18 protein-coding genes, 1 rRNA gene and 1 other annotated feature (1 of these 20 cut by a window edge) are annotated in these 25,184 nt (G+C 55.0%); of the genes, 6 read left to right on the plus strand and 13 right to left on the minus strand.

The window, feature by feature from the left end; genetic code table 11:
* Positions 1-287, plus strand: a sequence feature (mutual gap in cmsearch alignment for this rRNA model is longer than 100) (it extends 901 nt beyond the left edge of the window).
* 107 nt (positions 288-394) lie between these two features.
* A 5S ribosomal RNA gene (rrf, locus tag B2R17_RS06575) occupies positions 395-503 on the plus strand.
* Between the two features lie 364 nt (positions 504-867).
* Here rrf and B2R17_RS06580 read toward each other — a convergent pair.
* The 3 genes from B2R17_RS06580 to B2R17_RS06590 form a co-directional block, all read right to left on the minus strand.
* Entirely contained in the window at positions 868-1,128 is a 261-nt protein-coding gene (locus B2R17_RS06580) for a hypothetical protein (protein WP_007328183.1), read from the minus strand.
* Between the two features lie 130 nt (positions 1,129-1,258).
* Positions 1,259-2,740: a DUF58 domain-containing protein gene (locus B2R17_RS06585; RefSeq protein WP_008658976.1), complete on the minus strand. Its 1,482-nt coding sequence runs from the start codon at positions 2,738-2,740 to the stop codon at positions 1,259-1,261.
* Positions 2,741-2,974: 234 nt separating this feature from the next.
* Complete coding sequence (locus tag B2R17_RS06590; RefSeq protein ID WP_008658978.1) at positions 2,975-3,598, minus strand: peptidylprolyl isomerase; 624 nt, start codon at positions 3,596-3,598, stop codon at positions 2,975-2,977.
* Between the two features lie 274 nt (positions 3,599-3,872).
* On the opposite strand from B2R17_RS06590, the gene B2R17_RS06595 reads away from it, so the two are divergent.
* Positions 3,873-4,352, plus strand: a complete 480-nt coding sequence (locus tag B2R17_RS06595) for a DUF6960 family protein (protein ID WP_008671723.1) — start codon at positions 3,873-3,875, stop codon at positions 4,350-4,352.
* 43 nt (positions 4,353-4,395) lie between these two features.
* Here the strand turns inward: B2R17_RS06595 and B2R17_RS06600 are convergent, their stop codons facing one another.
* Both B2R17_RS06600 and B2R17_RS06605 read right to left on the minus strand, forming a co-directional pair.
* Positions 4,396-4,875: an EVE domain-containing protein gene (locus B2R17_RS06600; protein ID WP_037254040.1), complete on the minus strand. Its 480-nt coding sequence runs from the start codon at positions 4,873-4,875 to the stop codon at positions 4,396-4,398.
* A gap of 507 nt (positions 4,876-5,382) precedes the next feature.
* Positions 5,383-6,762, minus strand: coding sequence for a PQQ-binding-like beta-propeller repeat protein (locus B2R17_RS06605; RefSeq protein WP_286763346.1), 1,380 nt, complete (start codon positions 6,760-6,762; stop codon positions 5,383-5,385).
* A gap of 115 nt (positions 6,763-6,877) precedes the next feature.
* Here B2R17_RS06605 and B2R17_RS06610 point away from each other — a divergent pair, with 115 nt between their 5' ends.
* Positions 6,878-7,384: a SixA phosphatase family protein gene (locus tag B2R17_RS06610; RefSeq protein WP_286763347.1), complete on the plus strand. Its 507-nt coding sequence runs from the start codon at positions 6,878-6,880 to the stop codon at positions 7,382-7,384.
* Positions 7,381-8,628 carry a metallophosphoesterase gene (locus B2R17_RS06615; RefSeq protein WP_286763348.1) on the plus strand — a complete coding sequence of 416 codons (1,248 nt, stop codon included), beginning with the start codon at positions 7,381-7,383 and terminating at the stop codon, positions 8,626-8,628. Before B2R17_RS06610 ends, B2R17_RS06615 begins: the two co-directional genes overlap by 4 nt.
* 70 nt (positions 8,629-8,698) lie before the next feature.
* On the opposite strand, the gene B2R17_RS06620 is transcribed toward B2R17_RS06615, so the two are convergent.
* From B2R17_RS06620 to B2R17_RS06630, 3 genes are all read right to left on the minus strand, one after another.
* Entirely contained in the window at positions 8,699-10,087 is a 1,389-nt protein-coding gene (locus tag B2R17_RS06620) for an aspartate aminotransferase family protein (protein WP_286763349.1), read from the minus strand.
* A 162-nt stretch (positions 10,088-10,249) separates the two neighbouring features.
* Entirely contained in the window at positions 10,250-10,909 is a 660-nt protein-coding gene (locus B2R17_RS06625) for a Uma2 family endonuclease (protein ID WP_286763350.1), read from the minus strand.
* A 97-nt stretch (positions 10,910-11,006) separates the two neighbouring features.
* The gene (locus B2R17_RS06630; protein ID WP_286763351.1) at positions 11,007-13,274 is read right to left on the minus strand and encodes a hypothetical protein; all 2,268 of its coding nucleotides are present in this window, start codon (positions 13,272-13,274) and stop codon (positions 11,007-11,009) included.
* 253 nt (positions 13,275-13,527) lie between these two features.
* Here B2R17_RS06630 and B2R17_RS06635 point away from each other — a divergent pair, with 253 nt between their 5' ends.
* Together B2R17_RS06635 and B2R17_RS06640 are read left to right on the plus strand one after the other, a co-directional pair.
* On the plus strand, positions 13,528-14,358 hold the full coding sequence (locus B2R17_RS06635; RefSeq protein WP_286763352.1) for a phosphoribosylformylglycinamidine synthase subunit PurQ: 831 nt from the start codon (positions 13,528-13,530) through the stop codon (positions 14,356-14,358).
* Positions 14,346-15,206, plus strand: coding sequence for a class I SAM-dependent methyltransferase (locus tag B2R17_RS06640; RefSeq protein ID WP_286763353.1), 861 nt, complete (start codon positions 14,346-14,348; stop codon positions 15,204-15,206). The genes B2R17_RS06635 and B2R17_RS06640 overlap by 13 nt, the downstream gene beginning before the upstream one ends.
* Positions 15,207-15,357: 151 nt before the next feature.
* Here B2R17_RS06640 and ccsA read toward each other — a convergent pair whose 3' ends face one another.
* The 5 genes from ccsA to B2R17_RS06665 form a co-directional block, all read right to left on the minus strand.
* A complete protein-coding gene (gene ccsA / locus B2R17_RS06645) occupies positions 15,358-19,011 on the minus strand; it encodes a cytochrome c biogenesis protein (protein ID WP_286763354.1) in 3,654 nt (1,217 codons plus the stop codon).
* A gap of 67 nt (positions 19,012-19,078) precedes the next feature.
* Complete coding sequence (locus B2R17_RS06650) at positions 19,079-20,314, minus strand: hypothetical protein (RefSeq protein ID WP_286763355.1); 1,236 nt, start codon at positions 20,312-20,314, stop codon at positions 19,079-19,081.
* Positions 20,315-20,720: 406 nt separating this feature from the next.
* The gene (locus B2R17_RS06655) at positions 20,721-22,916 is read right to left on the minus strand and encodes an FdhF/YdeP family oxidoreductase (RefSeq protein WP_286763356.1); all 2,196 of its coding nucleotides are present in this window, start codon (positions 22,914-22,916) and stop codon (positions 20,721-20,723) included.
* Between the two features lie 21 nt (positions 22,917-22,937).
* Positions 22,938-24,275 carry a sulfatase family protein gene (locus B2R17_RS06660; protein WP_286763357.1) on the minus strand — a complete coding sequence of 446 codons (1,338 nt, stop codon included), beginning with the start codon at positions 24,273-24,275 and terminating at the stop codon, positions 22,938-22,940.
* Positions 24,276-24,304: 29 nt separating this feature from the next.
* Positions 24,305-25,184: sulfatase/phosphatase domain-containing protein (locus B2R17_RS06665; protein WP_286763358.1), on the minus strand; the 880-nt coding region annotated here is incomplete at its 5' end.

Below are 25,184 nucleotides of genomic sequence, written 5' to 3' on the forward strand. Positions count from 1 at the left end.
CCCTATCTGCCGTGGGCGTTCGAATCTTGATGGGATTCAACTTTAGTACGAGAGGATTTAGTTGGACGAAGCTCTGGTGTACCAGTTGTCGCGCTAGCGGCACGGCTGGATAGCTAACTTCGGAAAGGATAAACGCTGAAAGCATCTAAGCGTGAAGCCCGCCCAGAGATAAGGATTCGTAGACATTAGTCGAAAGCCCCCTGGAAGACTACCAGGTTGATAGGTTGAACGTGTAAGTGCAGTAATGCATTAAGCAAACCAATACTAACGGGCGAAAGTTTGGCCACCGATATCCCGCACTCATGCGGTCCAATCGGATCGGCTTCAAGAAGTTAACTTGTTCAACTACCAAACAACTGGCCTTACGGCGGCGAAATATTCGTCGTGAGGTCTTTCCGGCGATCATATCTTAAAGGTTATACCTGTTCCCATTCCGAACACAGCAGTCAAGCTTTAAGAGCCGATGATAGTGCCCACCAGCGTGAAAGTAGGTCTTGCCGGATTTTTAAGAAACCCTTCTGAGTTTTCTCAGGAGGGTTTTTTTTATGCGCAGTGCGAAAGTGGGTTAGGGCCACAGAATCACAGGAGCAGCTCCGGTTAGGTGTACGTTGGTGTTGGTTTTTGTTGTCCGTGATGGTTTCGCGATCGTTGTTTGATGCGTGTCTTTCCGTCTGGTTTCCTTCGGGTGTTCCTTCTTCTGCATAGGGGATCCTTTCGATGAGGCGTCAGTGACTGCACTCAGTGACTGCACTTTGCCGGTTGGTGTTTGTTGATTGGTTTGTCTGGTGACGTGTCGGGCAGTAAAAAAGCCACGGTCATGTTGATGAGCCGTGGCTTGTTGGTTCTTGTTTGATTTCGGTTCAGGTCTCAGTCTCCGCTTCGGCCCCAGCGTTTGGGAAGCGTGATGGCATAGAGAATGACAACCGCACCGACGGCGAGCATTACCCATGGGAAACGTTCCGTTGGTGTCCAGACCTTGGTGGTTTGGGCAGGTGTCACCCCGGGGTCAATGAATTCGACTGCACTGGAGTCTGCTGCCGCGTAAACGGTTGCGGAGTCGATGAGCATTGTTTCAACACCCAAGATTACCATCATGATTCCGACGGCTAGAAATAGACTTCTCCACATTCGATTGCACTCCAATTTTCGTCTGTTGTAACTGTAGACGTTGAATTGAATCGGCGTGAATGCGGTGGTGTGGTGAGTGTTTGCTGGTTTGGCCTCTTGATCGCAGTCTTTCGATCTTTCGTTTCAATCATTACAGCAGGTGCTGTGCTTTTACCTGCAGGTATTGATTGACCATTGGGGCACTTAATTCATCCGGGAATGCGTCGACCACGAGAACTCCTTTATGTCGGAGTCCTGAGAGGACTTCTTCCCGCCAAACCAGCATCTCAGCAGCAGCAGCGGCTCGATAAGTCTTGGTTTCGTCGAGGGGTGATGTGTTGATCTGTCCATCTGCGGTTTGGAGAACTTCGGCGGGGTAGTCTGCGGCATCAAACATTTCGCGATCTCGAAGGACCACCGCCAATGGCAGGTGAGTCCCGGTGAGGTTTGAAAGATGGTCCGAAACGACTTCCGCGTTCACTTCGTCGACAATGTTGGTGGTGAGCGTGACCAATGACCGACGTTTGCAATGTGAATTCAGATAGAGGAAGGCTTGGTCATATCTGGATTCGACCATTCTCGGGAATTGGTCGAATCCGGCCTGTAGCAAACGATTCATTTGGCTTGCCCCGCCACGAGGCGGTAGGTACGCATGAATCGTATCACTGAAACAGATCATTCCGACCGAATCGCCTTGATGAAGTGCTACGTAAGACATCATCAGAATTGAATTCAGTGCATGATCCAGCAGGGAATAGCCATTTCGCTGGTTGGTCATCATTCGACCGCAGTCGAGAAGAAAGATCAGGCGTTGGCTTTGATCGCTTTGGAATTGCCGGACCGTGAGTTTGTTGCGTCGGGCGGTGCTTCGCCAGTCGATATGGCGATAGTTGTCATCTCGGGTGTAATCCCGCAACCGTTCGAAATCGCTGTCTTGTCCAATTCGTCGTGTCCGTCGCACTCCGATCAGGCTTAATCGGTCGGTGCGCGCCAAAAGCGCGTAGTCTGACAACTGCTTCATATCGGGAAAGACATTCAATTGATTGTGCAGTGATCGATTGATATGTCGTTGCCACAATCCCAGCGGGCTAAATAGCTTGAGATCGACGCGGTCCAGTTTGAATGCGCCTCGCCGGTGGGGCGTTAGTTTCCGAGTCAACTGCAGCTGCAGTCCAGGAGGCAGATCGAGCTTGTGCTGGGATGGTTGGGAGACGAAGTATTCGGGAACATCGTCGCGAATATCGCCACGCATTCGTAGTTGCGTGTGATTTCGCAGCGTGAGCGAGCAGTCCAGAGGAACGCCCAGTGAGCTTGTGCGAGAAACGGTCCGTTCGATCGTCAGTCCGTCGCCGAGCATTTTTCGTGTGCTGATTACGAGCAGCAAACCGTCGATCGCTGTCACCGCGACGACGAGTCCATCAAAGAGCCCAAGGATGACGAGCAAACTGGGAAAGAAAACGACCGCGACACTGAGTACGACGCTGATTCCGATCATCGCGACCCAGCGTCGGGTTGGGTAGATTCGGAGCCAAAAGGCAGCTAATACCAGAGGCAAACTGGCAAGCACCAGTAAAAGCCACGGCCACTGGCTGGCGATTTCGAAGAGCGTTTGAAAACGTTTTCCGAAGCCCATGGATGCTCGGTCAGGTTGGAGAAATCTGCATATGTTGTTTGGTCACAGTCTATCACGCTGCCGTTTGTACGGTGTCGTCCTACGTGACGGTTGAGTGGGCTTTGCCAATACGACGATGCGAAACGGAGTTGGCTGGCGACACAAAAAAACGCGTGGCGAATTTGGAGTTCAGGTCCAAATCCGCGACGCGTCAGTTGAGAGGCCAGCTTGAGATTGGCTCAGACTTGTCGGTGCTTACTCTTTGATTTCGCCGGCTTCGGTGATTTTGATCAACTCACGTGTCTGACCGGATCGGCTGCCTTGAGCTTCGATTTTCTTGACAACGTCCATTCCTTCGAGGACTCGTCCGAAAACGACGTGTTTTCCGTCCAACCAGGGAGTTGGAGCAACGGTGATAAAGAATTGCGAACCATTGGTGTTGCGACCCGCGTTCGCCATGCTCAGCAAACCAGGGGTCGTGTGTTGGAATTTGAAGTTTTCGTCAGCAAACTTCGCTCCATAGATGCTTTCGCCACCGGTTCCATTGCCGGCAGTGAAGTCGCCGCCTTGCAGCATAAATCCGGGAATCACGCGGTGAAATGCGCTGCCTTCGAAATCCAAAGGCACACCCAATTTTCCTTCGCCCTTTTCGCCCGTCGACAGTGCGCGGAAGTTCTCGGCGGTTTTAGGAACGTCTTTGCCGAACAACCCGAAAACGATTCGTCCCGCTGGCTCTCCGCCGATCGAGACATCGAAATAGACTTTATGAGTGACCTCGCCTTTGGCCGGATCAGCCGCGGAAGTCGAGGAGGCGGGGCCTGCAGTCAAACCGAAGGTTGCAATTCCAACCAGCGACAAAACGAAAGCACGAACAGTCATGGCAAACTTTTAAAGGGGAGAATGGTGGGAGCCGCCCTTCAAAGGCGACTGACTTTGCTCATATTGAACCAAATCCGCCGGATAGTCTCCAACCCCACAAAACGTGGCTGAGCAGTTGGGTGATTTGATCGGCGAGACGTTGGTCCTCAAACAGATGGTCAACCTGTCTGACGCACGAAACGGTGGACTGGTTTGTTAAAATCGAGGTTTGAATTCCGGTTCTTCTACGATTTGTAGCGAACCGGCTTGTTTCATCGGCCTCGAGAGCGACGTCTTGATCGAATTTCCACAGTACGGGATTTATCCGCGTTGGCCAGAAGACGGCCAGGGTTGGATTCATCCGGACGACATTGCCATCGTTTCAAAGCTTCTGCCCGGCGAACGGGTGGTGCGACGAGAGTCATTTGATGGCACCTACTATCACTGTCGCTACGGAAAGTGGACGTTTCGATTGCGACCCGCGTTGTGGCTGCAGATCAAGGCCGAAGATCTGGATGTCGGTGACGAGGTCGAGACCGTGGGGCTCGGGATGGAGCGAGATCTGTTTGTCGGCGAAGTGATCGGAATGTATTACGTCCGCCGCAAAGGGCGAATCGCCTATCGTTTGAGGCGAGCCGACCAGAACCTTCCCCGGCTGTTCCTACGCGAGCATCTTCGATTGTTGTCAGACAAACAGCGTGTTCGGCAGGGTGAGATCGAGCATCCCACCCCAAAGTGGAATGGATCGGGGGAACGAATCGGATTCTCGGACTGATCGCTTTCGCCGCGGGCATGTGATGGGGCAAGATCGCTGGGACTTACTTCTCGGAGAGTTTGACGACCCGGTCAAATTGCTTCTTGGTGACCGGCTGCACCGACAATCGGCTGCCTTTTTGAAGCAGTACCATGTCGACCAAGGCGCTGCGAGCTTTGGTGGCTTCCTCTCGCAATTCGGCCAAGGTGACCGGGCGTTCCAGCTTCTTGTTGAGCTTGATATCGACCATGTACCAAGTCGGTGAATCCGGATTGCTTTTGGGGTCGAAGTAGTGGCTCTTTTTGTCGAAGGCGTGGTGGTCGGGATAGCCACCACGACTGACTGTTGCCAAGCCGACAACGGCGGGTGTCTTGCAAGCCGAGTGATAGAAAAGAACTTGGTCGCCTTCTTCAATCTCGTCACGAAGCAAATTGCGAGCTTGGTAGTTGCGGACACCTTCCCAGCAGGTGATTTGGTCGGGTTGTTCGACCAGGTCATCGATGCTGAACGTGGTCGGTTCCGTCTTCATCAGCCAGTACTTCATCAGTTTGCTCGAGGTGTCGTTGGGTGCGGGTGTTCGGTTGAGTCAATTTGTGCGGGCACGGTGATTTTTCGTCGAATTGTTTCGGAGGTGTGTCGATAACTCAAGAAGACGCACTGCAAATGTGTGTCGATGAAACGAATTCGTCTGCTCCCGCACGATTGCGGTTGCTTAATTCAGGCCATGGAAACGGCCTTGTATCCGTTTTCCATGCGCGGTCTCGTGTTTCACGCGAGGTCACGCCTTTGGCCTGAGGCAAAATATGAACGTCGACGCAATTCACACCGCATTGGGCATCGCATTCACCGCTGTTTGGCTCTTTGTCGGCCAGATCATTGTTGATAGCCATTGAGAATGCCCCGATGCGTGGGCACCGAGGCATCTCGAAGAAGGCTGACGATTATTCGCCGGCCTTCACTGATTTGGCTTCAACCACAATTCCCACGTGGGCCGGGGGCTATGCCCAATCGTTTCTGCCAACCTGCTTGGAATTGAAAGCAGTCGGCAACTTCACTCTGGTTTTGCCAGGCTGTAGGCGACGATTTCTTGGTCGTTTCGAATGAAGACGGTTTGATTTGCGTAGGCAGGGTGAGTCCATACCACCGATCGACCAAACGCTTCTTGGGTGGGTTCGATCGCGTGGAACCGCCCATGCTCTTCAAATCCATCTTTGGAAAGCGTCGCGATCATCAGGTCGCCGTTTTCCGAGAAAACAAAGAAGCGGTTGGAATCACCGATTCGAGTCAAAAAAGCAGTGCCGTGTTTGATAAATCGTTTTTCATCCGGCTTGGTGGCCTGGAAGGTTGACCAAAGACGGTCGCCATCTTTGGCATCAAACGCAATCAACTCGCCGACGTTGCAATCGGTTCCGTAGACCACGCCATCAATGAAGACAGCGGGACTGTTGCTGGAAAACACCGAGTGATCCCGTTCGCCGCGCCAAAGTTCGGTGGCGGCGGTTGCGTTTTCGTTGAGTTCAAACATCACCGATTCGGTACGAATTCCACTGGCATAAACTCGATTGCCCTCGATGGCGGGGATCGCGATCGACATGTCGAACATCGGACTGAGTTCAACGTTCCAGATCGGTTCGCCGCTGAGCAAATCCAGACCGTGAATGCCGGTTGGCGAAAATACGAGCAATTGCTTTTGATCGCCCTGCTTCAAAATCGATGGAGCACAGTAGCCTGCGTTGCTATCGAGTTGCTTCCAGCGGACTTCGCCCGTCATTTTGTCAAACGCGACAACGCCTTGTCCGTCGCCACCGACCATCGTGTAAAGCAGGTCGCCTTCGATCAGCGGATGCGCAGAAAAACCCCAGATTGGAACTTCGGCCGAGAAGTCTTTGGGAAAGTTGCGGCTCCAGATCAGTTCACCATCAGTGACTGATAGGCAACGCAAATCGCCCTCACTTCCGAGGATATAGACTCGATCGCCGTCGATGGTGGGAGTGCATCGAGGGCCGGCCGGATACGAAATGCTGTAGGGACGTTCGTACTCGTGACGCCATAATTCCTTGCCGGTTTCTGAGTCCAGCACGATCAAACGTTCGTCGCCGGTGAGATCGGCTCGTTTTCCGGGATCGTTGAAGGCTTCGCCTTGGCGACGAGCGTAATCAAAGACAAACACTCGGCCGTCGGCGACCGATGGGCCCGCGTAGCCACCGGCGATGGATGCTTTCCATTTTGGTTTCAAACCCGAATCCGGGATCGATTCGATGACGCCCGATTCGCGATAGACCCCATCGCGTTGGTCTCCCATCCAACCGGACCAGTCATCTGCGGTGGCGAGCGGAGTCGTGGCAGCGACCATTCCGAGGACAAGCAGATTCGATCGAGCGCGGGAAACCAAATCGAGGGGTGAGATGCAGAAAAGAGAAGATGCACGCATGTTGTGAAGTCCGAGAATTGGGATGGGAACCTTTGCGTACTATATGTTCTTTTGCTGATTCGAACCGCTTTGTCCCTCAACTCCTGCTGATCCAACCCAAATGCGATTGATTTTGATGCGTCACGCCAAAAGTGATTGGGCCGACGCCAGGTTGTCCGATCACGAACGACCGCTGAACTCCCGCGGACGTCGTGATGCCCCAAGAATTGCTGGTTGGATGCAGGACAACGGTTGCCAACCCGATTTCCTGCTCTCATCTGATTCCAAGCGGACTCGCGAAACGGCGGCATTTCTCAATTCGCGTTGGGAATCGCCCGTCCCAACCCATTTTTCATTGGATCTTTATTTGGCATCCGCATCGGCGATCTTCCAAATGATCCGTTCGACCGAGTTGTGGCTGGCCGATGAAAACGGAACGGCGAGTAGCACTCCGGAAACTTTGCTCGTTTTGGGACACAATCCGGGGATCAGTGCGGCGGCGAGCGAGTTGTTGGGGCACTCGTGTGGTTTTCCCACCGCGGGGCTGGCGGTATTTGAATGCGAAGTTTCGTCTTGGTCGGATGAACTTGGTCCAGAGAATTGCGAAGTCTGGAAAGAGATCCGGCCGAAGCAACTCCCATGATCGCTTTTCTTCAACCACTGGCCAATCGTTTGGACACTTTCTTCACGGAGCCGTTTTTTCGCATCTTGTTGCTGGCTGCTGTTTTGCTTGCACACTTTGGATTGCGGCTGACGTTCTACAACCGATTGAACTCGATGGGATGGAAGCGAGCGACAATCAAACGAATCGAAAAGATTGCTTTTGCGGAAACCTGGATCACACCTTTTGTATTGGGATGGAGCTTCTATCAGCCAATCGGAAGTTGGTTGCGCGGTGAAGCCAGCTTGGAAATCCTGCCGGTCGGTTTGCTGGCCTATGCCGCGTTCTCCCTCGTGTTGGGAACATTGTTTGGTTGCTTGTGGTTGCTTTGGCGTCCGATTTGGAAGATCCAACATGTGTCAGCCAAACGCGAAGTCGACGTTCACGACGTTTCGAAACAGACCGGACTGACGTTGGCGCGGACTCGGAAGTGTCGGTGGGCGGCGAGGTTGCCAATGAACCAGATCTTTGAAATGGCGGTGGAACAGATCGAGTTGCCCGTGGTTGGTTTGCCGGAGCAACTGGACGGATACAAGATCGCTCATCTGTCAGACATTCATTTGACTGGGCAAGTCGCACCTGACTTCACAGTTCACGCGGTTTCGATCGCCACGCAGTGGTCGCCGGACTTGATGGCACTGACGGGCGACATTGTCGACAAGCAACCCTGTGTGGCTTGGTTACATGATTTGTTTTCGCCCGCGCGAGCGAAGGACGGTTGTTACTTCGTGCTTGGCAACCATGACACGCGTGTTTTGGATCCAGACGTGGTGCGGGATCGAATGACGGACGCCGGATGGATCGACGTTGGTGGGAAAATCGAAACGGTGTCTCTGCGTGCGCTCGAGTGTCAGTTGCTGGGGAATGAGTGGCCTTGGTTCACTCGGCCGGATGATGCTGTCATGTCGGAGAGCAATGTGAACTTTCGACTGTGTCTTTCCCACAGTCCCGATCAATTCGATTGGTGTCGTCGGAACAGAGTGGATCTGATGTTGGCCGGTCACACGCATGGAGGCCAAGGTCGGTTGCCATTGGCCGGTCCGATCTTGAGTCCCAGTTGGCACGGCAGTCGTTGGGCATCGGGAGATTTTTATCGATCGCCAACAACGCTGCATGTTTCGCGTGGACTCAGTGGAGTACACCTCTTGCGAATTCGCTGTCGGCCCGAGTTGTCGCTGATTACCCTGCGACGCCCAAGTTCGGAATCCGCAACGCCATCTCCGTAGCCGGATTCGCCAAGAATTCGGACCCAGGGATCAGGGTGGACTCATTGCTTCGTCCACTCCGATTCGATTTCTACTTTTGCGAGGCGAACTTTTCGAGTGATCGATCGAGCAACTTGATCGCCGCGTCGATGTGATCGTTGGTGGTGATCATCGGTGGCGGCAAGAAACGCAAGCGAGCCGGTTCGGCTCCGCAGAGGAATCCGAGCAAGCCTTCTTCGAACATCAAGTTCATCAGCAACTTGGCGTGATCGAGCGTGCCCTCGCCGGGTGTGAACACGATCATCATGCCTTCGCCAAAAGGACCTGAAATCGAACCGGGGTATTTCTCGGCCAGCTTTTGAAGTTGCTCGGCAAAGTAGGCGTGACGTTTCATGTTTCCGCCGTCCGCACCGAAGCAATTGGTGGATTGCAGTGCATCCAACGTCGCTAGTCCGGCGGAAATCGCGGCAGTCGATCCGGTGAATGTTTGGCTGAGGATCGGTGACTTGGGGTGGAAGTCGTTTCGGTACAGCGTTGCGCAGACCTGTGTGATTTTGCCAACGGTGACGATGTCGGCGAATTGGTCCAGTCCGTAATGCTGAAACGCAAATGGTCGGCTGGTTCGTGAGAACGTTTGCACTTCGTCGAAGATGACCGGCACACCGGCTTCGCGAAGTGGCTCGCACAATGCAGTGAAGAAATCGTGGCTGCCGGGGTAGTAGCCGCCTTCGCCTGCGATCGGTTCGGCCCAGAAAGCTGCGTGCTTGCCTGGGTAACGCTGGAGCAATCGTTTCAATTCATCGACGGCCCATCGCTGAGATTTCTCGGGATGATCCGGATGCAGGAAGGGCAAGTAGTCGACCTGGATCGCTTCGGGCAAACCGTTTCGATACGCGGGCCGGTCGGTCAAGGCTGCTAGCGCGATCGATCGCCCGGCGAACGCATTGTCAAACGCGATGATTCGGTCGGCGGGCTGTCGGTGGTGGAACGCGAGTTTCAATGCATTCTCGTTCGCCATCGCGCCGCTGGTGGAAAGCAACACGTGTTCGAGCGGTGCTCCCGATTCGGAGGCGAGCGAGACGAGTCGCTGCATCATTTCGACGCTGGCCGGGTTCTGCTGCAGATTGCCCTGCATGACCGTGTCTTCGATCGCCGCATCGATGCTGGCCGAAACCAGGTCGGGGTTCGAGTGACCACCGCCATGCACGCCGATTCCGCCGATGAAATCCAGTTTGACGCTGCCGTCGGCAAGTTCGACGTAGGGACCGTTTCCGAGTCCGGACGCGAAGTAGGGCCAGATGGGTGGGCCGCCTCGGGCGGAGGTGAATCCGTCGATCAGGGATTGGTAGCTCGCCGATTGGTCAGGATCGCTGGGCGAAACATCCGTCATCGAAGCGGAGTGATCACGCATTGCTTCGGCAATCAATTGCTTGGCTTGTGCGATCCGGGGGTCCTGACGAAGTGATTCGGCGTGAAGCATGTTCAAAAGCGATTGGCGAAAACGGTATCAAACGAGGGGTATCCCCGAGCTACAACAGAGAGCACGCATCTTGGTTCCCGGTTCGGTTCTTGGCAATCACGGGCGCACTGTGTAGCCGGATTCGCCAAGAATTCGGACCCTCACTCCATTCCCCGAAGTTCCCTAGGCAAGTATCCGGGTGAGTGCCGTGAGGTTCTTCTCGTCGTCGAAGATGGCTTCGACATCCATCTCCAGGCCGGTGATGACAGTGCTGACCAGGCGTCCCGAGGAGGATTTCATTCGCAAATGGTAGGTCCCCGTTTCGAGAAGGAATTGTTCGACGGTCGCCTCTTCGGTGCTGATGATCCAGTATTCGCCAACGCCGTTGGCAGCGTAGTCTTCGAATTTGACTCCACGGTCGCGTGACTCGGTCGATGACGACAGAATCTCGGCGGCGAAGTCTGGGACCGGAAATTTCATTGTCTCCGGTTCAATCTGGGAAGCTTTCTCAGGGCCAAAAAAGACGATGTCTGGTTCGTAATCGTTTCGAGGGAAAACGCAGAGGCACTTTTCTGTTTTGACCGTCCCCAAGCGATGACGTGCCACGAAGGTGTGAAGAAGTTTGTAGATTCTGCCTGATGCGTCCAAATGACGGTTTCGAGCGGGGGAATGCAAAATGACCTCTCCGTCGATGAACTCGATTTTTTGTTCGGGCGTCATCTCGTCATAGAAACGCTCTCTGGCGTCGCGTTCTGCTTGAAGTTGCTGCGTCAAACGATCGACCAACAACGGTAATTGCGGTGAATGACGAATCGGTCGAATGAGTTCGTCGAGGGAGTCCATCAAAGGTTCAGGTGATCGGGGAAGGACGGAAATCACGCTCAGCCAGTTTAGCTCAGCTATCGGGCCGAGGCTAGTTTTGATCCTTCGCTCGACCGGCTCACCAATGGCTGAACACCACGCAATCAGGCAACTGACGCTGAACCACCTCCGCCATCTCGGGAGTCAGTCCTCCGCGGTACGCTGGTTCGGCCTCTTCGTACATCATCAGTTCCAGCGTATCGGCCAGCGGAGTGAGATCCCAGTCGGTTGTCGTCACGCTGTCGCAACCAGTCAGATGCAGTGCCCGCAGCGAATCCGCACATGGCGGCAAACGACGAAACAAATCGTCCACATCCACCGCGTAAGATTCGGTCAATGACAATGCCTGGACCCGTCCCAAACTGGCGACGTCCAAATTCTTCGCGGTGTATTCGTTGCTGTGCCGCACCGCAAGATGAGCGAGTGAGGAGGGCAACCCGGCACCGAGCGACAAGAGCGCGTCGCAATCCTGAATCGCTAGTTTTTGCATTTCAGCACAACGTCGCAAGTCCCAGCCGTCGCCCGTCAATCTCACACATTTGTGAACGTCCAAACGTTGCAGCGACGCCGGCAATGCGTGGAAGACCCGATCTCCCAACAAAGGCAACTCACCAAGCGTCAAGGACTCAAGTTGTTCGAGCTTGCCGAATTCCCAATCCGCCCCGGTCAGTTGAGCGTGATCGGTCACCTCGAACTCACGCAGGCCCGTCAGTTGTTGACAGATCGACGCGATGAACTCGTCTTCGATCTCTTGACACCGATCGAGCTTCAACCGCTTGAGTTGATCGCCTGATGCAAATCGCCAGCCCGCGCCGGTAATCTTCTCGTAGGCACCGCCGCTGTAGCCGATATGGCAGGATATCAGTTCCAGCGAAGACAACTGTTCCAGGTTCTCGAGCGCTCGACCCATCTCATCGTTCGAGAAATCACAAGACGATAATGTGATCGATTGCAAAGAGCGCGGTAGCGTTTCGATCAGTCCTGGCGCGACGTCTCCACCGGTGATCGACAGTTCGGTCAACTCTCGCAGATGTCCCAGCGAATGAGGCTGGTGTTCATGATCTTCGGCATCGCCACGGGAACCGTAGCCGGTCTGCAGCGTCAAGCTCTGTAGCGAATCAGGCAGACGCGACAGTCTTGAGAAATCAACCGACCGTCCCTTCAACGACAACTGCTTCAGCTCGTCAAATTCTTCGAACTCGATCGGCAGCAACGCCTCGGCAGAGAGACCGCTTAGGTGAAGCGATTCGAGTTGTGTGAGTGATCGCAGCGACTCGAGATCAACCTCTTCCCCCATTATCCGGTACGCGAGCTTCAACTCACGCAAACCAGTCAGGTCGTTCAGATGAAGCGGTCGCTCACTCGCTGGCATTTCACCCCCGTGAACGATCAACATTTGCAAGTTCGTCGCCTGGTCCACGACAGATTGCAGATCCTCACCCGCAATATTTTCCGCGTACCAAATCTCGAGACGATTCAAACGATCGAGTTCCGCGACAATCCAGTCCTTACCAAAGGGACGATCGTAATAGGGTGCGAGGGTCAGCGATTTCAGGTTGGCGAGTTCTTGGACGGCACGACGTACCATCTGGTCGGGATATTGGAGCCGAAAGGTGACCTGCGACAACTTCGTCATTCGCTTCCAAGGCCATTGGTCACCGGTCGCTTGCTCGATGTCGCGTCTGCCAAGCAGCGACAAGTCGCCAAACGTGAAGCTTTGCAAGTTAGGTGAACGCCGCAAACATTCCGCGATCAGTGAGTCGGGTGTTCCGATCCGCCGAATCAACCACCATTCTTCCTCGCCCGATGCCACGACCAACCTGCCATTGAAAAACTCAAACTCTATCAGACGCGACTCGATGACGTCATTGCTTGGGTCCACGGCACGGTTTGCCGCACCGGGCCGATCGATAATGGTGCAGGAACTGAGCGACAATGATTTCAGCCGGCTCTCAGGACTCACTAACCGCAACACGTCCTCTTTTCGTATCGCCACGTTGATCAACCGCAACGATTCCAGATCGCCGATGCGTTCGACGACGCGAGCGATCACATCAGGTTCTTGTTGGAACGGCACCATGGCTTGGTGAAAGTCGAAGATTTCAAAACGTTTCACTCCTTGGGCGTGCAGTTCATCGAAGACTCGGTCAACGTTGCCGAGGGACAGTTGTGGACACTTCGCGTGGCCGTCACGAAAGTCGAAGATATAAGCTGCCGGCGCGGAGTTTGCCATTGTCTTCTCATCCGCATCCTCTTTGACGGCCGGAGGTTGGCAACCGAGGAAGGCAAAAAGGCTCAGGAGCGATGCGCACCAACGCAGATAGCCACGATTCGATGATGGCGTCACGATGAATCTCCGGTAAACTTGCCTGTGAAAATGGATTGGAAGGATTCGAGCAATCGCGTTTGGGACTGATTCCACATGAAGCGATTGGCCACAACATTGAACACGAGAGGGGCTGTGGCATTTTATGGGTTTCGCCGACATCCGTCGAAAAAATCATTCTCTGGCTCGGCACACACTTCCGACCGATGACGCGAAAAACTAAGCTTTGTGGATTGGATTTTATTCACCTACCTGCCTGAAAAGCTGCTTTTCCATGCCTCAGCCTCGCGTTCTCGTCCTGCGTGCTCCCGGTACCAACTGCGATGTCGAAACCGCTCATGCCTTTGAGTTGGCCGGTGCGGTCGCCGAACGCGTCCACGTCGGGCGATTGATGGAAAACGCGGCTTTGGCGAGCCGCTACCAAATCCTCTGTTTGCCCGGTGGATTCAGCTACGGCGACGACATCGCGGCCGGCCGAATTCTGGCGACTCGGATGCGACGGCACCTGGGTGACCTGATGCATCACTTCGTCGACAGCGGCGACAATCTGGTGCTGGGGATTTGCAACGGGATGCAGGTGCTGATGCGGTTGGGCGTTTTGACCAGTGGCGTCGGGCAATTGCAAACTGCTGGCGGTCCGGACGAATCGGTAGACGACTCCATCCCGCCCGCCACTTTGACCTGGAACAATCACGGTCGATTCGAAGACCGCTGGGTGAACTTGGCCGTCGACAAAACGCCATGCGTGTTCCTGCGAGACATCGAACAAATGTATCTGCCAATGGCTCACGCTGAAGGCAAGTTCATCGCTCGCGACGCGGAGGTGTTGGAAGAGCTGCGATCGGCCGGACGACTGGCTTTGCGATACTGCGAGCCATCGGGCGAGATCCAATCCGAAACGTTGCCGTTCCCGATCAACCCCAACGGTGGTGATGCCAACGTGGCCGGAGTGTGTGATGCCAGTGGCCGCGTGTTCGGTTTGATGCCGCACCCCGAGCGACACATTGATCCGACTCAGCATCCGTTTTGGACTCGTCGCAAAGAGCAACCTGAGCACGGCGAAGGATTGCAGATGTTCCGAAACGCGGTGGAGTGGTTTGCTTGAGTGAGCCTGTGGCGCCCGTCGAAGAGTCGGAAACCCGGTTCGCGTTTGGCAAGAACTGGGCGTCGTTCCTGGATCGCTTTGACACCGAAAGGTTGCAGCACGCGACGGCTTCCTTGAAGACGCTCTTGCAGGTGGAATCACTGGCAGGCAAACGGTTTCTCGACATTGGATCTGGCAGCGGTCTGTTTTCTTTGGCGGCTGTTTCGATGGGTGCCGAAGTCGTCAGCGTGGATTTGGACGATGACAGCGTGGCTTGCACTCGAGAGCTTCGCCAGCGAGCGGTCACGGAGGATCCGGCTGTGGCTGAGCAATGGCAGGTCCAACAAGGCTCGGCGCTCGATGCGGAGTGGTTGACTTCGCTTGGAGCGTTTGATGTTATCTACAGTTGGGGAGTGCTTCATCACACCGGCCAAATGTACGCGGCGATCGAGGCAACCTCATCGGTGGTCGCATCTGGTGGTCAGTACGCGATTGCGATCTACAACGATCAAGGCGGAGCGAGCCGACGATGGTTGCAGATCAAGCAAGGTTATCATCGCCTGCCTGCATTTTTACGTCCGACGTATGTCGTTCTGGTCGCAGGTTGCTACGAACTGAAGTTCGCACTCGCGAGGCTGGCACGAGGCCGCAACCCGCTGCCGTTCGCAGATTGGCGAGCGAAGAAGTCTGACCGCGGCATGAACGCCTGGCATGACTGGGTCGATTGGATTGGTGGCCTCCCGTTTGAGGTCGCCAAACCAGAAGCCATCATCCTTCCGCTGCGTGAAAAAGGATTTGTGCTCGACAACCTCACAACGGTTGGATCCGGATGGGGATGCAACGAGTACGTGTTTCGACGTTGCAAATGAGGCGACGGAATCATCGCCGTAGGCCATGTCTCACATGGCGATGGTTGTTGCCCGGACGATTTACCACGTCAATGACATGCCCGACCGCGAACACGCCTCGCTTTGTTCCCAAGCATCGGCGTGGACGCCATGTAGAACATGGCCTACCGATTTACGATTCGTCGGAGAGCGGACTGCGAGAGGGAATGAGCAAGCCCGCGGCGATAAATGCAAATTGGGTGGCGAAGAAGATCGCTAGGTTGCGAAGCATGCCTTCGGTGAAGCCATAACTGTGCAGACCGATGCCCAGTTCGTTGGTGCCGAACCAACTCCAAGCCGTGATGATGTTGCCGCCGATCGCCAAAATGGCAAACCCACGAGCCTTCACCATGCCGTCCCAGCGAGCGTGGAGCATCAATGCGTTCCAGATCACGATCAAGAGCGCACCGTTTTCTTTTGGGTCCCAGCCCCAGAAGCGACCCCAGGAATCGTCGGCCCAAAGCCCGCCGAGCACGGTGCCGATGAAGCTGAACAGAATGCCAAAGCAAGAGGCTCCGTAAACACAGCGATACAAATCGCGACGGGCTCGGTCGCTGGCGTTGATCCAACCAGAGATCAAATACCCAATGCCGAGCAGGCCGGCGACCAGCGTTGCAACGTATCCGAGTGAAACGCTGATCACGTGCGTGCTGAGCCAGAACTGAGTGTCCAGAACTGCTTGCAGCACGCCCATCGTTTCGGCTTGGCCAACGTTCAGCGTCAGGTTGTAAGCGACTCGCAAGGTCATCATGCCAGCGACAGCGGCAAGCATGTTGCCGGTGCCGTAACGGAAAATTCGTTCGACCACCAAGCCGAATAGCACGGCTGCCCAGCCGATGAAGATCGCCGATGAGTAAAGGTTGATGACGGGAGCACGACCGGTGATGTAGACGCGAGACAGAATCACGATCGTGTGAATGATGAACGCGATCGCGATGGTTCCCCAAACCGCGTTGCCCAACCGAGGTGAATCCACCGCGAAGTAGATCAACCCCAAGATGATCGCCAGGATATAGAGCCCCGTTGCAATCGCGGTTGGGTTAGCGGCACCCAGCCATTGTTCCAGCGAAACGGCAAAGTGGTCGTAGCCGGGAATGTTGTAGGCTTGGACTGCGGTCAAGTGGTCGTCGAGAGCTTGGTTGAACGCAGCAGGGTCGCCCTCGCCATATTCTCGAATCAATTCACCGAAAGTACGTATGCCGGGTTGGCTGTCTTTCGGAGCGATACCGTTCTTGGCCATGTCGAAGAATGCGGGGGCAAAAGCGGTCCAGTCGGCTTGTTGTTCGCTGTCGGTGGCCTGTTCCATTGATGGTGGAATGATCGCCGGAGCCGGCATTTGAGCCAAGCTATTCATTTGCCGCTCAAGTTGGCGCAAAGCAAACAATTGCCGCGTTTGTTCGCTGGTTCCTTCGGGAAAGAATTCTTCTGGAATGTCTTCTGGCACTGGCAAACGCATCGCGGCGGCGGCAACGGTGTATTGCCGGGTTCGCATGTCCAGTTCAATCGCTTTCTTGTCCTTGAAGTCTTGATCTAGAGACTCTTTCTCCCGAGCGTCCTTCACCATCTTTGTGAATCGTTCGAGGTTTTCGCCAATTTCGTCCAGCGAATAGAGTTTGCTTTCACGCCGGTCCAGATCCAGTTCGGCTCGAATTTCTTCGGCATCGATGCGGAACATGGGCAGGTAACGCAGCGCCGGTTCGTCGACGGCAACCTCCATCAACCACTGCACCGCCGACAGCTTTTTCGTTCCAACTCGATCTTTGATTTCGCTTGGGGCAGCATCCAGTGGCAATGAATCCTTGTTGGTCATTGCTTTCATTGTCTGCCGCGCATAAGCATCGAGCGGCATCACTCGGCCGCCGTACTGCACCGGCACTTGGCCAAGAGCCGCCAAGTCAAATTCGCTGGCTCGGTCAACCGGTTTCAGTTTGTTCTTCAGAGAGACGCTTGGAGCAAGAATCACCGTCACCAGCGCCGCGACGGCGGCGAGATACACGATGACGGGCAAGTTCTTCCGCGAAGCTGGTTCGGCGGTGACCTCGATGCCTTCGGAGAACTTCGAGGTGCCTTCTGATTTCTCACTGCCAAATTCGGCCAACGCTCGTTCGTTTTCGCGTCGTCGGCGAGAGATGAATCGAGTGAGTGTTCCCCAGAAGTGAACCAACATTCCAAGTCCGGTGATGCTGCACGCGACATAGGGAATCAGCCACCCCGAGTTGCGGACAACTTGAATTCCGGTCAGCTCTTTTCCACCGGGAAGCGGTGTGTAATTGGATTGATAGAACGTTTCGCCGCGATAGCGAAGCGGGTTGTTCATCCAGACCCTTTCTTTGCGGTCTTCGCCCGTTTCGCTGTCGACGATGCGAATGAATGATGAGTAGTCGCGAGGTGTGTCGGTGTTGCTGTAGTTGACTCGTCGAACGTCTTCGAGCTGAACCCAGTAAGGTTTGACTTCTCGGTGTAAACGCAGTCCGATCTCGTATTCTTTGCCGCCCACGGTGATCGAATCGAACGTATCTTTCGACGTCCCGTCTGGTACCAACATTTCGCGATCATTGATCGACTGGCTAACCAAAAAGACTCCGAGTGATTTGTCCGATTCTGGATCAATCAACTCGACGTAAGCGGCGGGCAAATTCATTGCCATATCTGCCCCGCCTGATTTGGGACGTTCAATAGCGGAGACTTCCAGTCCAATTCCCTTGGTGGCGGGAGCGTCGTCCTGGTGATCTTGGATTCCCGCATTTTCAAAGTACTCGAGCACCTTAATTTTGACGGGAAGCGAATCGTTTTCGATCGTTGATTCTCTCGAAGCAGCAGCGGCCAATCGTTGAGCGGGAACGGCAACGACATTTTGAATGTCATCTTCGGTGTGGATGAACTGAAGTTCGATTTCGTCCAGGTTCACAAACGTGTTGGTGGATTGACCTTCAACGAGACTGAGGCGTTGTTCCATTTGGCGGTCACCAAAAGCGAACTGGCCTACCATCAACAATCCAACACCGAGATGCAGTAGCACGTTTCCGCCCTGTTTGCCAAACGCCAATTGGCATCCGACCAACATGATCAAACCCGCGCCCACACCCTTGGCGAGCTGCCAGACGATGCGAAGTCCGGGATCGTCGATGCGAGTTCCGGTAAACAAGCAATACAGCACGGTCAGCCCCAACGCTACGGTAGCAAAGTAGGTTAGCCATCGCAGGATAGGAAGTTTGACGGAGGATGCCGCCATGCCCATCGCAACGGTTCCGATCGCCAAAACCGCCATGACGACCGCCCACAATTGGTCGTAGGAAAGCCAACTGGGCGGCGTGCCTTGCAGTCCATCGTCGTTGTGTCCGGTAAAGACAATCAGTCCGGCAACCAGAATGCCCGCAACCAAAAATGCCAGTCCGGCGGCCAAGCGACCGCCGCTGGCTTGTAATCGGAACCGAGTGATCTTGGCCGCGATCAGATTGACCATCAGCAGCATCCCGATCATTGCTCCGCCTGGAAACGGCAAGATGCCTGGGATCGGTTGGCTATGACGGTAGAAGGCTTGAGGGAAGAAGTCATCGAAGTGCAACGGAGCGATCCAAGAAAGGAAGTACCGTTGCTTGACCTCCTGCATGTTCATTTCGTCTTGAGCCAATGTGCCCACGAGCACCAGCACGATCGACATTGCAAACAATGCGACGGTGAACTTCAGCGACCCAGCCAATGCAAGCAATCGTGAAGGGGCTAGCCAATCCGTGATGGATGAGACGCGATCGTCAGTGGCGTGGGTATCGTTGGTGACGGATGCCATCGAATGACTCTTGTAAGGGTGGGTCGCCAAATGAGCGGCGGGCAGGGCAGGGCGTGTGCTTTGAAAGTCAGTACTTCAAGGACTTCAAAAAACTTCGCATCGCTTCGTCTTGATCCGCGATCACGTCGGCCGGACCAACCATCTTAATGAACAGACTGAAATCGTTTTCGAGCGGCACGATCGTCGCGTCGATCGAAGTCGCCTGGCTGTCTTCATCTTTGGGATGAAGAATAAACCGCTGGGCATCGCGTCCGGCAACGGTCAACTTTTCCGCCGATTCGAGGGCTTGGTCAACATCGGCGTCGTCGGGCTGGCCGCCTTCGACTTGTCCCATCCATCCCGCCACGTTGCCACGCAAATCGCCACCGGCGGTGATAACGGTGATCTCGGCGGAGGATTCTTCGGGGCCAGCATTGAACGCCGCCATCCGCATCATGCTCATTCGCCCATCACGCCATCCTTCGGGACGATCGAAGTCGAGAGCCGGGTCCGATTTGGGGGCGTCATCGCTGGCGGACTCTATCGGAAATGCCTTTTCTTTTGCCGCCGGCATGGATGCGCCACTGGCTTTGGCTTGTTCAATTGCTTCCTGTGCATCGCGTGGCAAACCAGCGTGCGGATCAGCCGCCGCATCCGCGGTTCCACCCCCATTGGGGCCGCCAGCCATTGATGCAAATGGAGCTCCGCCTGCCATCATTGGCGGCCCGGAGTCCGAGGCTTTTCCAGTGACATCGACCCATATGGCAGGAACGTCGGCGAACTCATCCAATTCCGAACCTGACCAAGTCATGGTTTCTGCTGAGGCCCATTCTTTTTGGCTTTCGGCGAGCCCGACTTGCTTTCGCCATCGGTTGACATTCATGACAACCAGTTCCGACCAGTCGTCCATTCGTGTGAGCTGCGAAACGCTTAGGTCGAGTTGCTGAACAGGCGTGTTGATGTCGAAGGAGGCGAAACGCATCGTTCGGGCGGCACCCTTTCGCCAGTCCGAAGGGACAGAATCCAAATTGGGTTTGCCGTCTTCGAACTCGATGTTTTCGACGAATTCACGGAAGGTGTCGTCGATCGAGTCGACGGCCGATTCACGGCCCATGATTTTGAAGAACCACGCTTGGTCCTTTTGCGGCAAAATTGCAGCGATCATGCGAGTGTCTTCGGCAGCCAAAACCGCAGGCATCTTCGTTGGCACCTGGTACGTGATGATCGGCGCTTCTTGCGAGCAACCGGCCAGGACGCTCAGCAATCCGACGCACCAGAGGCTGGCGAGGATCGGGACGCATGACGTCCAGCGGGAATCAGGCATGCGACAAATGGGGGACGGCATAGGTGGGACGACGAAGAGAGTGGGGAGGCGGGGAGCAGCCGTGAAAGGACGCTGTGAAACTGCCAGAAGCGGGCCGTTTCAACAGGAACGCAATTTCAAATCCGGCATCCATCATGGTGACCGATTTTCACGCAAATCCAAGATCAGATTAGCTGCTATCAGTATTCAAACGCGGCTGCGACCCGAATTGTTCTCACCGCGAAGTCGATGGGCCGCTCGGGGGAGGCGATTTCGACCGACGGAAGCGACAAAGCGTCGCGGGCGGGGGATGGATACCGTTTTGTGGCGGTTTCGAGTGGGTAGCTGGAAATCTGTGGAGTCCCGCTGCGGGAACGTGCGGCAGGTCAGCGAATATCGCCTGATTTGCAAGCCATTCAGGGCGTTTTCATTCCGCCGCGACCCGGACGACGACGCCTTTGAAAGCCGGTGTCTTGCTCTGTGGGTCGGCATAGCGGGCGACCAAGACGTTCGACTCGGGGTAGTACATCAAAGCGTTTCCCGGACGGATTTTCTCATAACCTCTCGCCAGAATTCCGGGCATCGATCCGATTTCATTTTTCACCGTCACACGTTGATCGTGAGTCAGTCCGAGTCGTTGCAGGTCATCAGGATTCATCAGGATGATGTCCCGGCGATCTTGGTTCCGGTACAGGTCTTCTTCTTCATAAACGACCGTGTTGAATTGGCCCTCGCTGCGAACCGTCATCAATCGCAGTTCGTTTTCGCCGGTGCCTTTCAAATCTGGAATCGAATGGCAATGCAAAACCGCTCGCCCGTCCTCGGTACCGAATTGAGGTTCGTAGAACGTACGCCCATCGATCTGGAACTCTTCTTTGGTTTTGTCGATCGAGCTGATCTTTCCGTAGCCAGGCACAACCCGCCCGATCCAATCTCGGATCGTGGATGTGTGATGCATTGGTTTCCAGTCGATGCCTTTTGCATCGGGAAGCAAACGTTCGCCCAGTGTCGCGATGATTTCGACTTCGCTGCGAGGTCCCGGCAATCGTCGAGGACCACCGTCGCTCAACCTGACAAAGTTGAACATGGATTCTTGCGTCGTGGGTTCGGGTTCTTCATCCCGAGCGAGGACGGGCAAGATGATCGTTTCCTTGGCGAGCCCGTGAGCATGTCCCGTGTTCATCGTGGTGTTCATCATCACGTTGAGATCGAGATTTGAAAGAGCTTCGCCGGCGAAGGTTGCATCCGGGTTGGACCCAAACAGATTGCCGCCCAAGCAGAACCCGGCTTTGATCTTTCCCGACGCGGCGTCTTCCATGCAGGCAAGTGTGTCCAGACCTTCGGTCGTTGGAAGCTCGACACCGAACTGTTCTTGCAACGCGTCAAAGATTTGTTGTTTCAATTTGGGTGTGACGCCGACGCTGCCGATGCCTTGCACGTTGCTGTGACCGCGAATTGGCATCAGCCCGCTGCCCGGACGTCCAACCATGCCGCGACACATGGCGAGGTTCGCGATCGCCTGAACGTTCTCGACACCGTGAGCGTGGTGAGTGATTCCCATTGTCCAAGAAAACACGGCTCGTTCGCTCTTGGCATATAAAGCCGCGATGGATTCCATTTCGGAGCGGTCGATGCCGGATTTACGTTCGAGTTCTTCCCACTCAAACGCGTCCAATGCGGCGAGGTAGTCTTCGTGACCGTTGCAATGTTGCTGCAAAAACGGCAGGTCGATTTGGTTGGTCTCGTGCAGCGATTTCGCGATGCCCCATAGCAACGCCAGGTCGCCACCAATATGCGGCTTGATGTAATGCGTCGCGACCTTGGTGCCTTTAAGCAGCGAGATCGGATCGCTTGGAATTCGGAACGTTACCAATCCCGTTTCTTCCACCGGGTTGATCACGATGACCTTTCCACCGCGGCGGCGGACGTGCATCAGGCTGGTCATCAATCGCGGGTGATTGCTGGCGGGGTTACCACCAATCAAAAAGACACAGTCGGATTTTTCGAGGTCCTCAAGCTGGATCGTTGCGGTGCCACTTCCAACACTGCTTTGCAGCCCAACCCCGCTGGCTTGGTGGCAATAGAAACTGCAATTGTTGACATTGTTGGTGCCGTACACGCGAGCGAGCAGTTGCAACAAGAAGCCCGCTTCGTTGCTGCTACGGCCGCTGAAGTACCAAAACGTTTCTTCAGGTGACAACGAGGCGAGTTTGCCGGCGATGGTGTCGAAGGCCTCTTCCCAGGTGATCGTTTCGTAGTGCGAGTCACCTTGTCGGTAGCGAACCGGGTGGATCAGTCGGCCCAGATGCTCCAGTTCGCGGGGAGTCATCGCCGCGAGTTGTTCAATGGAAGTCTTCTTCCAAAACGGCGGTTCGATCCCGGGCTGCATGTCCGCGACCATGGCCTGCAAGCTTTTCTTGCAGACTTCGGGGAATGAGCCGGTTTCGTTGACCATGCCGCCTTTTTGGCCACCCATGCCGACCGCGCAGGTCTTGCAAGAGTTTCGAGTCCGCATGGCTTTGTAGAGCTTCCAAACACTGCCGGTCTCACGCCCTTTTTTGAACGTGTACCAAATTGCTCGAAAGCCACCGCCACTGCCAACTTTCATCGAATCATCTTTCAAGACCGAGGGAGAAGCAAGGAATCACGCCGAGTCGGGCAAGTACCATTCATCCAGCAAGGATTGCAGGGTTTCGACCTTCTCGGGCTGTTGACCCGCCAGGTTCTGATTCTCGTGCGGATCCTTCACGATATTGTAAAGCTCCGGCGATTCCCCTGACATGCGTTTTGATGGATCGATCAACTTGTAATCGCCTTGGATGACCCAGCGGTACTGCAAACTGGGCGACGGATCGTCCATATGTTGAATGTCGTGTTCGAAAATCTCTCCATAGATTGCGTCCCGCAGTTCCACTTCGTCGGAATCCAAGACGTCAATTCCTGGCAACCCTTCGGGGACTTCGAACCCGAGAAGCTTTTGCGTGGTCGGAACAACATCGATGGTGGATGCCAAAGTCGTCGTGTCCATTCGCGGTTCGATCACATCGGGCAAACGGTACATGATCGGGGTGCGGGTGCCGCCTTCGTTGGGACTGCGTTTGCTGCGAGGTGCGTATCGACTGGCGTCGGTTTGGTTGATCCATCCGTTGTCGGTGACGTAAACGACGAGCGTATTTTCGGTGAGCGAATGTTTGTCGAGCAGACCTAGCAGTTCGCCGCAGGTTTCATCGAACCACTCGCACATCGCCCAGTACTTGGCCATCGGCAAGGAGTCGGTCGTTTCTCGATATTTTGCAAGCAAACGTTCTGGTGGATTGTGCGGCGTGTGTGGCAAGAACGGTGCGTACCACAAATAGAACGGTTGTTTCTTGGCTTGGGTGTCAGCCAAGAAGTCATCGATGACTTGCATGCCTTCTCGACCGATCTTCAATCCGTCATCGCCGTGGCGACCGTCGCGGGTGAAGTCAGCATGGGTCATCGCATCGGTGAAGCCAGCACGCGATGGTTTGCCTTCCCACCATTTGCCTGTTTGCAAACTGCGATAGCCGTGGGGAGCGAGCAGTTCGGGATGGCAATCCAATTTGTCCACATGCTGCAGGTAGTCCATTCGGTTTTGGACGTACGCGGGTTGATTGTGCGGTGGCCGACGCTCGCCGTTTTGCATGCCCGACCACGGAGGATCGTTTCCGACAATTCCATGTTGGTGGGGATAGAGTCCACTGATGATCGTGGCAAGCGATGGGCGGCATAGGCTGACCGGCGAATAGCCGCGGGTGAACGTCAGGCTTTCTTTTGCCAGTCGATCCAAGTTGGGCGTCTGGATGTGGGGATGCCCCATGAAGGAGTAATCCGTCCACGCCTGATCATCACTGAGAATGACAACAACGTTGAGCTGATCATCTTGGGCGAATACTGGCTCGCTAAACGACAGGGCGAGACAGAGTGCTGGCAACGCCAGCAGCAATCGGTGGGGAGCGTTCATGATTGGTAGGACATGATGGAGGTGGGAAGTCACTTTTCCGAGAAGTATTCTTTCGGAAACGCGGCCTGGGGAGATTGGTTCTTGTCGCGAAGTGGAAACCGTGGGCCATGATCTTCCAGCAATGGCATCTCCATGCCGGTGCTGTTTTTCAGTAGCTGCCACAGTTGCTGGTTCAACGATTCAATGCGATCAGCATACCTGGAATCATGGATTAGGTTTTGCATTTCGCCCGGGTCTGATTCGAGGTCGTAAAGCTCATCTCGATCCCACAATCCGTGGCATCGGATGTACTTGAAGCGACCGCCAATGATGGCATGCAGCGTCGGTGTGTGGGGGTAGTTCCGTTCCCAGTAGTATTCGTAAAGCAACGTGCGATCATTCAGGGACGAGGCGTCCGATGCACAAAGAGCTTTCCAAACACTCTGCCCGTTCATGTTCTTCGGAGCGGAGGCGTTGGCGGCTTCCAGTAGCGTGGGGGCGATGTCGATGTTGCCGACCAGACCATCGAACGGAACGCCCGCTGGAATTTTGCCCGGCGCGACGACCAGCAAGGGTACTTTGGCACTGGCTTCGTAAGCGGTGCGTTTGTCGATCAGCCCGTGGTCGCCAAATTGAAAACCATTGTCGCCCATGTAGACGACGATCGTGTTCTGATCGAGATCTTGCTGCTTCAAAAATTCGCGGAGCTGACCGACGGATTCATCCACCGCCAACAATGATTCGCAATAGCGTCGGTAGTAAACCTCGGGACTGAAGCCGGGCAGGTTGTAACCAAAATCAACTCCGTGGCGACTGTTGCGTTGGTTGCGGACCCACATGGGTTTGTTGCCAGCTTCCATCGCTTCGGTAGTCGGGATTTCGATCGGCAACGGTTCGTTGTCGTATCGGCCGCGATGCCGATCGGCGGGG

It is taken from the genome of Rhodopirellula sp. UBA1907 (assembly GCF_002337565.1).
Classification (GTDB): Bacteria; Planctomycetota; Planctomycetia; order Pirellulales; family Pirellulaceae; genus Rhodopirellula; species Rhodopirellula europaea.

Bases quoted from the DNA above. Each gene is read 5' to 3' on its own strand.
- B2R17_RS06580 (WP_007328183.1), bottom strand. From the start codon at position 1,128: ATGTGGAGAAGTCTATTTCTAGCCGTCGGAATCATGATGGTAATCTTG.
- B2R17_RS06585 (WP_008658976.1), bottom strand. From the start codon at position 2,740: ATGGGCTTCGGAAAACGTTTTCAAACGCTCTTCGAAATCGCCAGCCAG.
- B2R17_RS06590 (WP_008658978.1), bottom strand. From the start codon at position 3,598: ATGACTGTTCGTGCTTTCGTTTTGTCGCTGGTTGGAATTGCAACCTTC.
- B2R17_RS06600 (WP_037254040.1), bottom strand. From the start codon at position 4,875: ATGAAGTACTGGCTGATGAAGACGGAACCGACCACGTTCAGCATCGAT.
- B2R17_RS06605 (WP_286763346.1), bottom strand. From the start codon at position 6,762: ATGCGTGCATCTTCTCTTTTCTGCATCTCACCCCTCGATTTGGTTTCC.
- B2R17_RS06610 (WP_286763347.1), top strand. From the start codon at position 6,878: ATGCGTCACGCCAAAAGTGATTGGGCCGACGCCAGGTTGTCCGATCAC.
- B2R17_RS06615 (WP_286763348.1), top strand. From the start codon at position 7,381: ATGATCGCTTTTCTTCAACCACTGGCCAATCGTTTGGACACTTTCTTC.
- B2R17_RS06620 (WP_286763349.1), bottom strand. From the start codon at position 10,087: ATGCTTCACGCCGAATCACTTCGTCAGGACCCCCGGATCGCACAAGCC.
- B2R17_RS06625 (WP_286763350.1), bottom strand. From the start codon at position 10,909: ATGGACTCCCTCGACGAACTCATTCGACCGATTCGTCATTCACCGCAA.
- B2R17_RS06635 (WP_286763352.1), top strand. From the start codon at position 13,528: ATGCCTCAGCCTCGCGTTCTCGTCCTGCGTGCTCCCGGTACCAACTGC.
- ccsA (WP_286763354.1), bottom strand. From the start codon at position 19,011: ATGGCATCCGTCACCAACGATACCCACGCCACTGACGATCGCGTCTCA.
- B2R17_RS06650 (WP_286763355.1), bottom strand. From the start codon at position 20,314: ATGCCTGATTCCCGCTGGACGTCATGCGTCCCGATCCTCGCCAGCCTC.
- B2R17_RS06660 (WP_286763357.1), bottom strand. From the start codon at position 24,275: ATGAACGCTCCCCACCGATTGCTGCTGGCGTTGCCAGCACTCTGTCTC.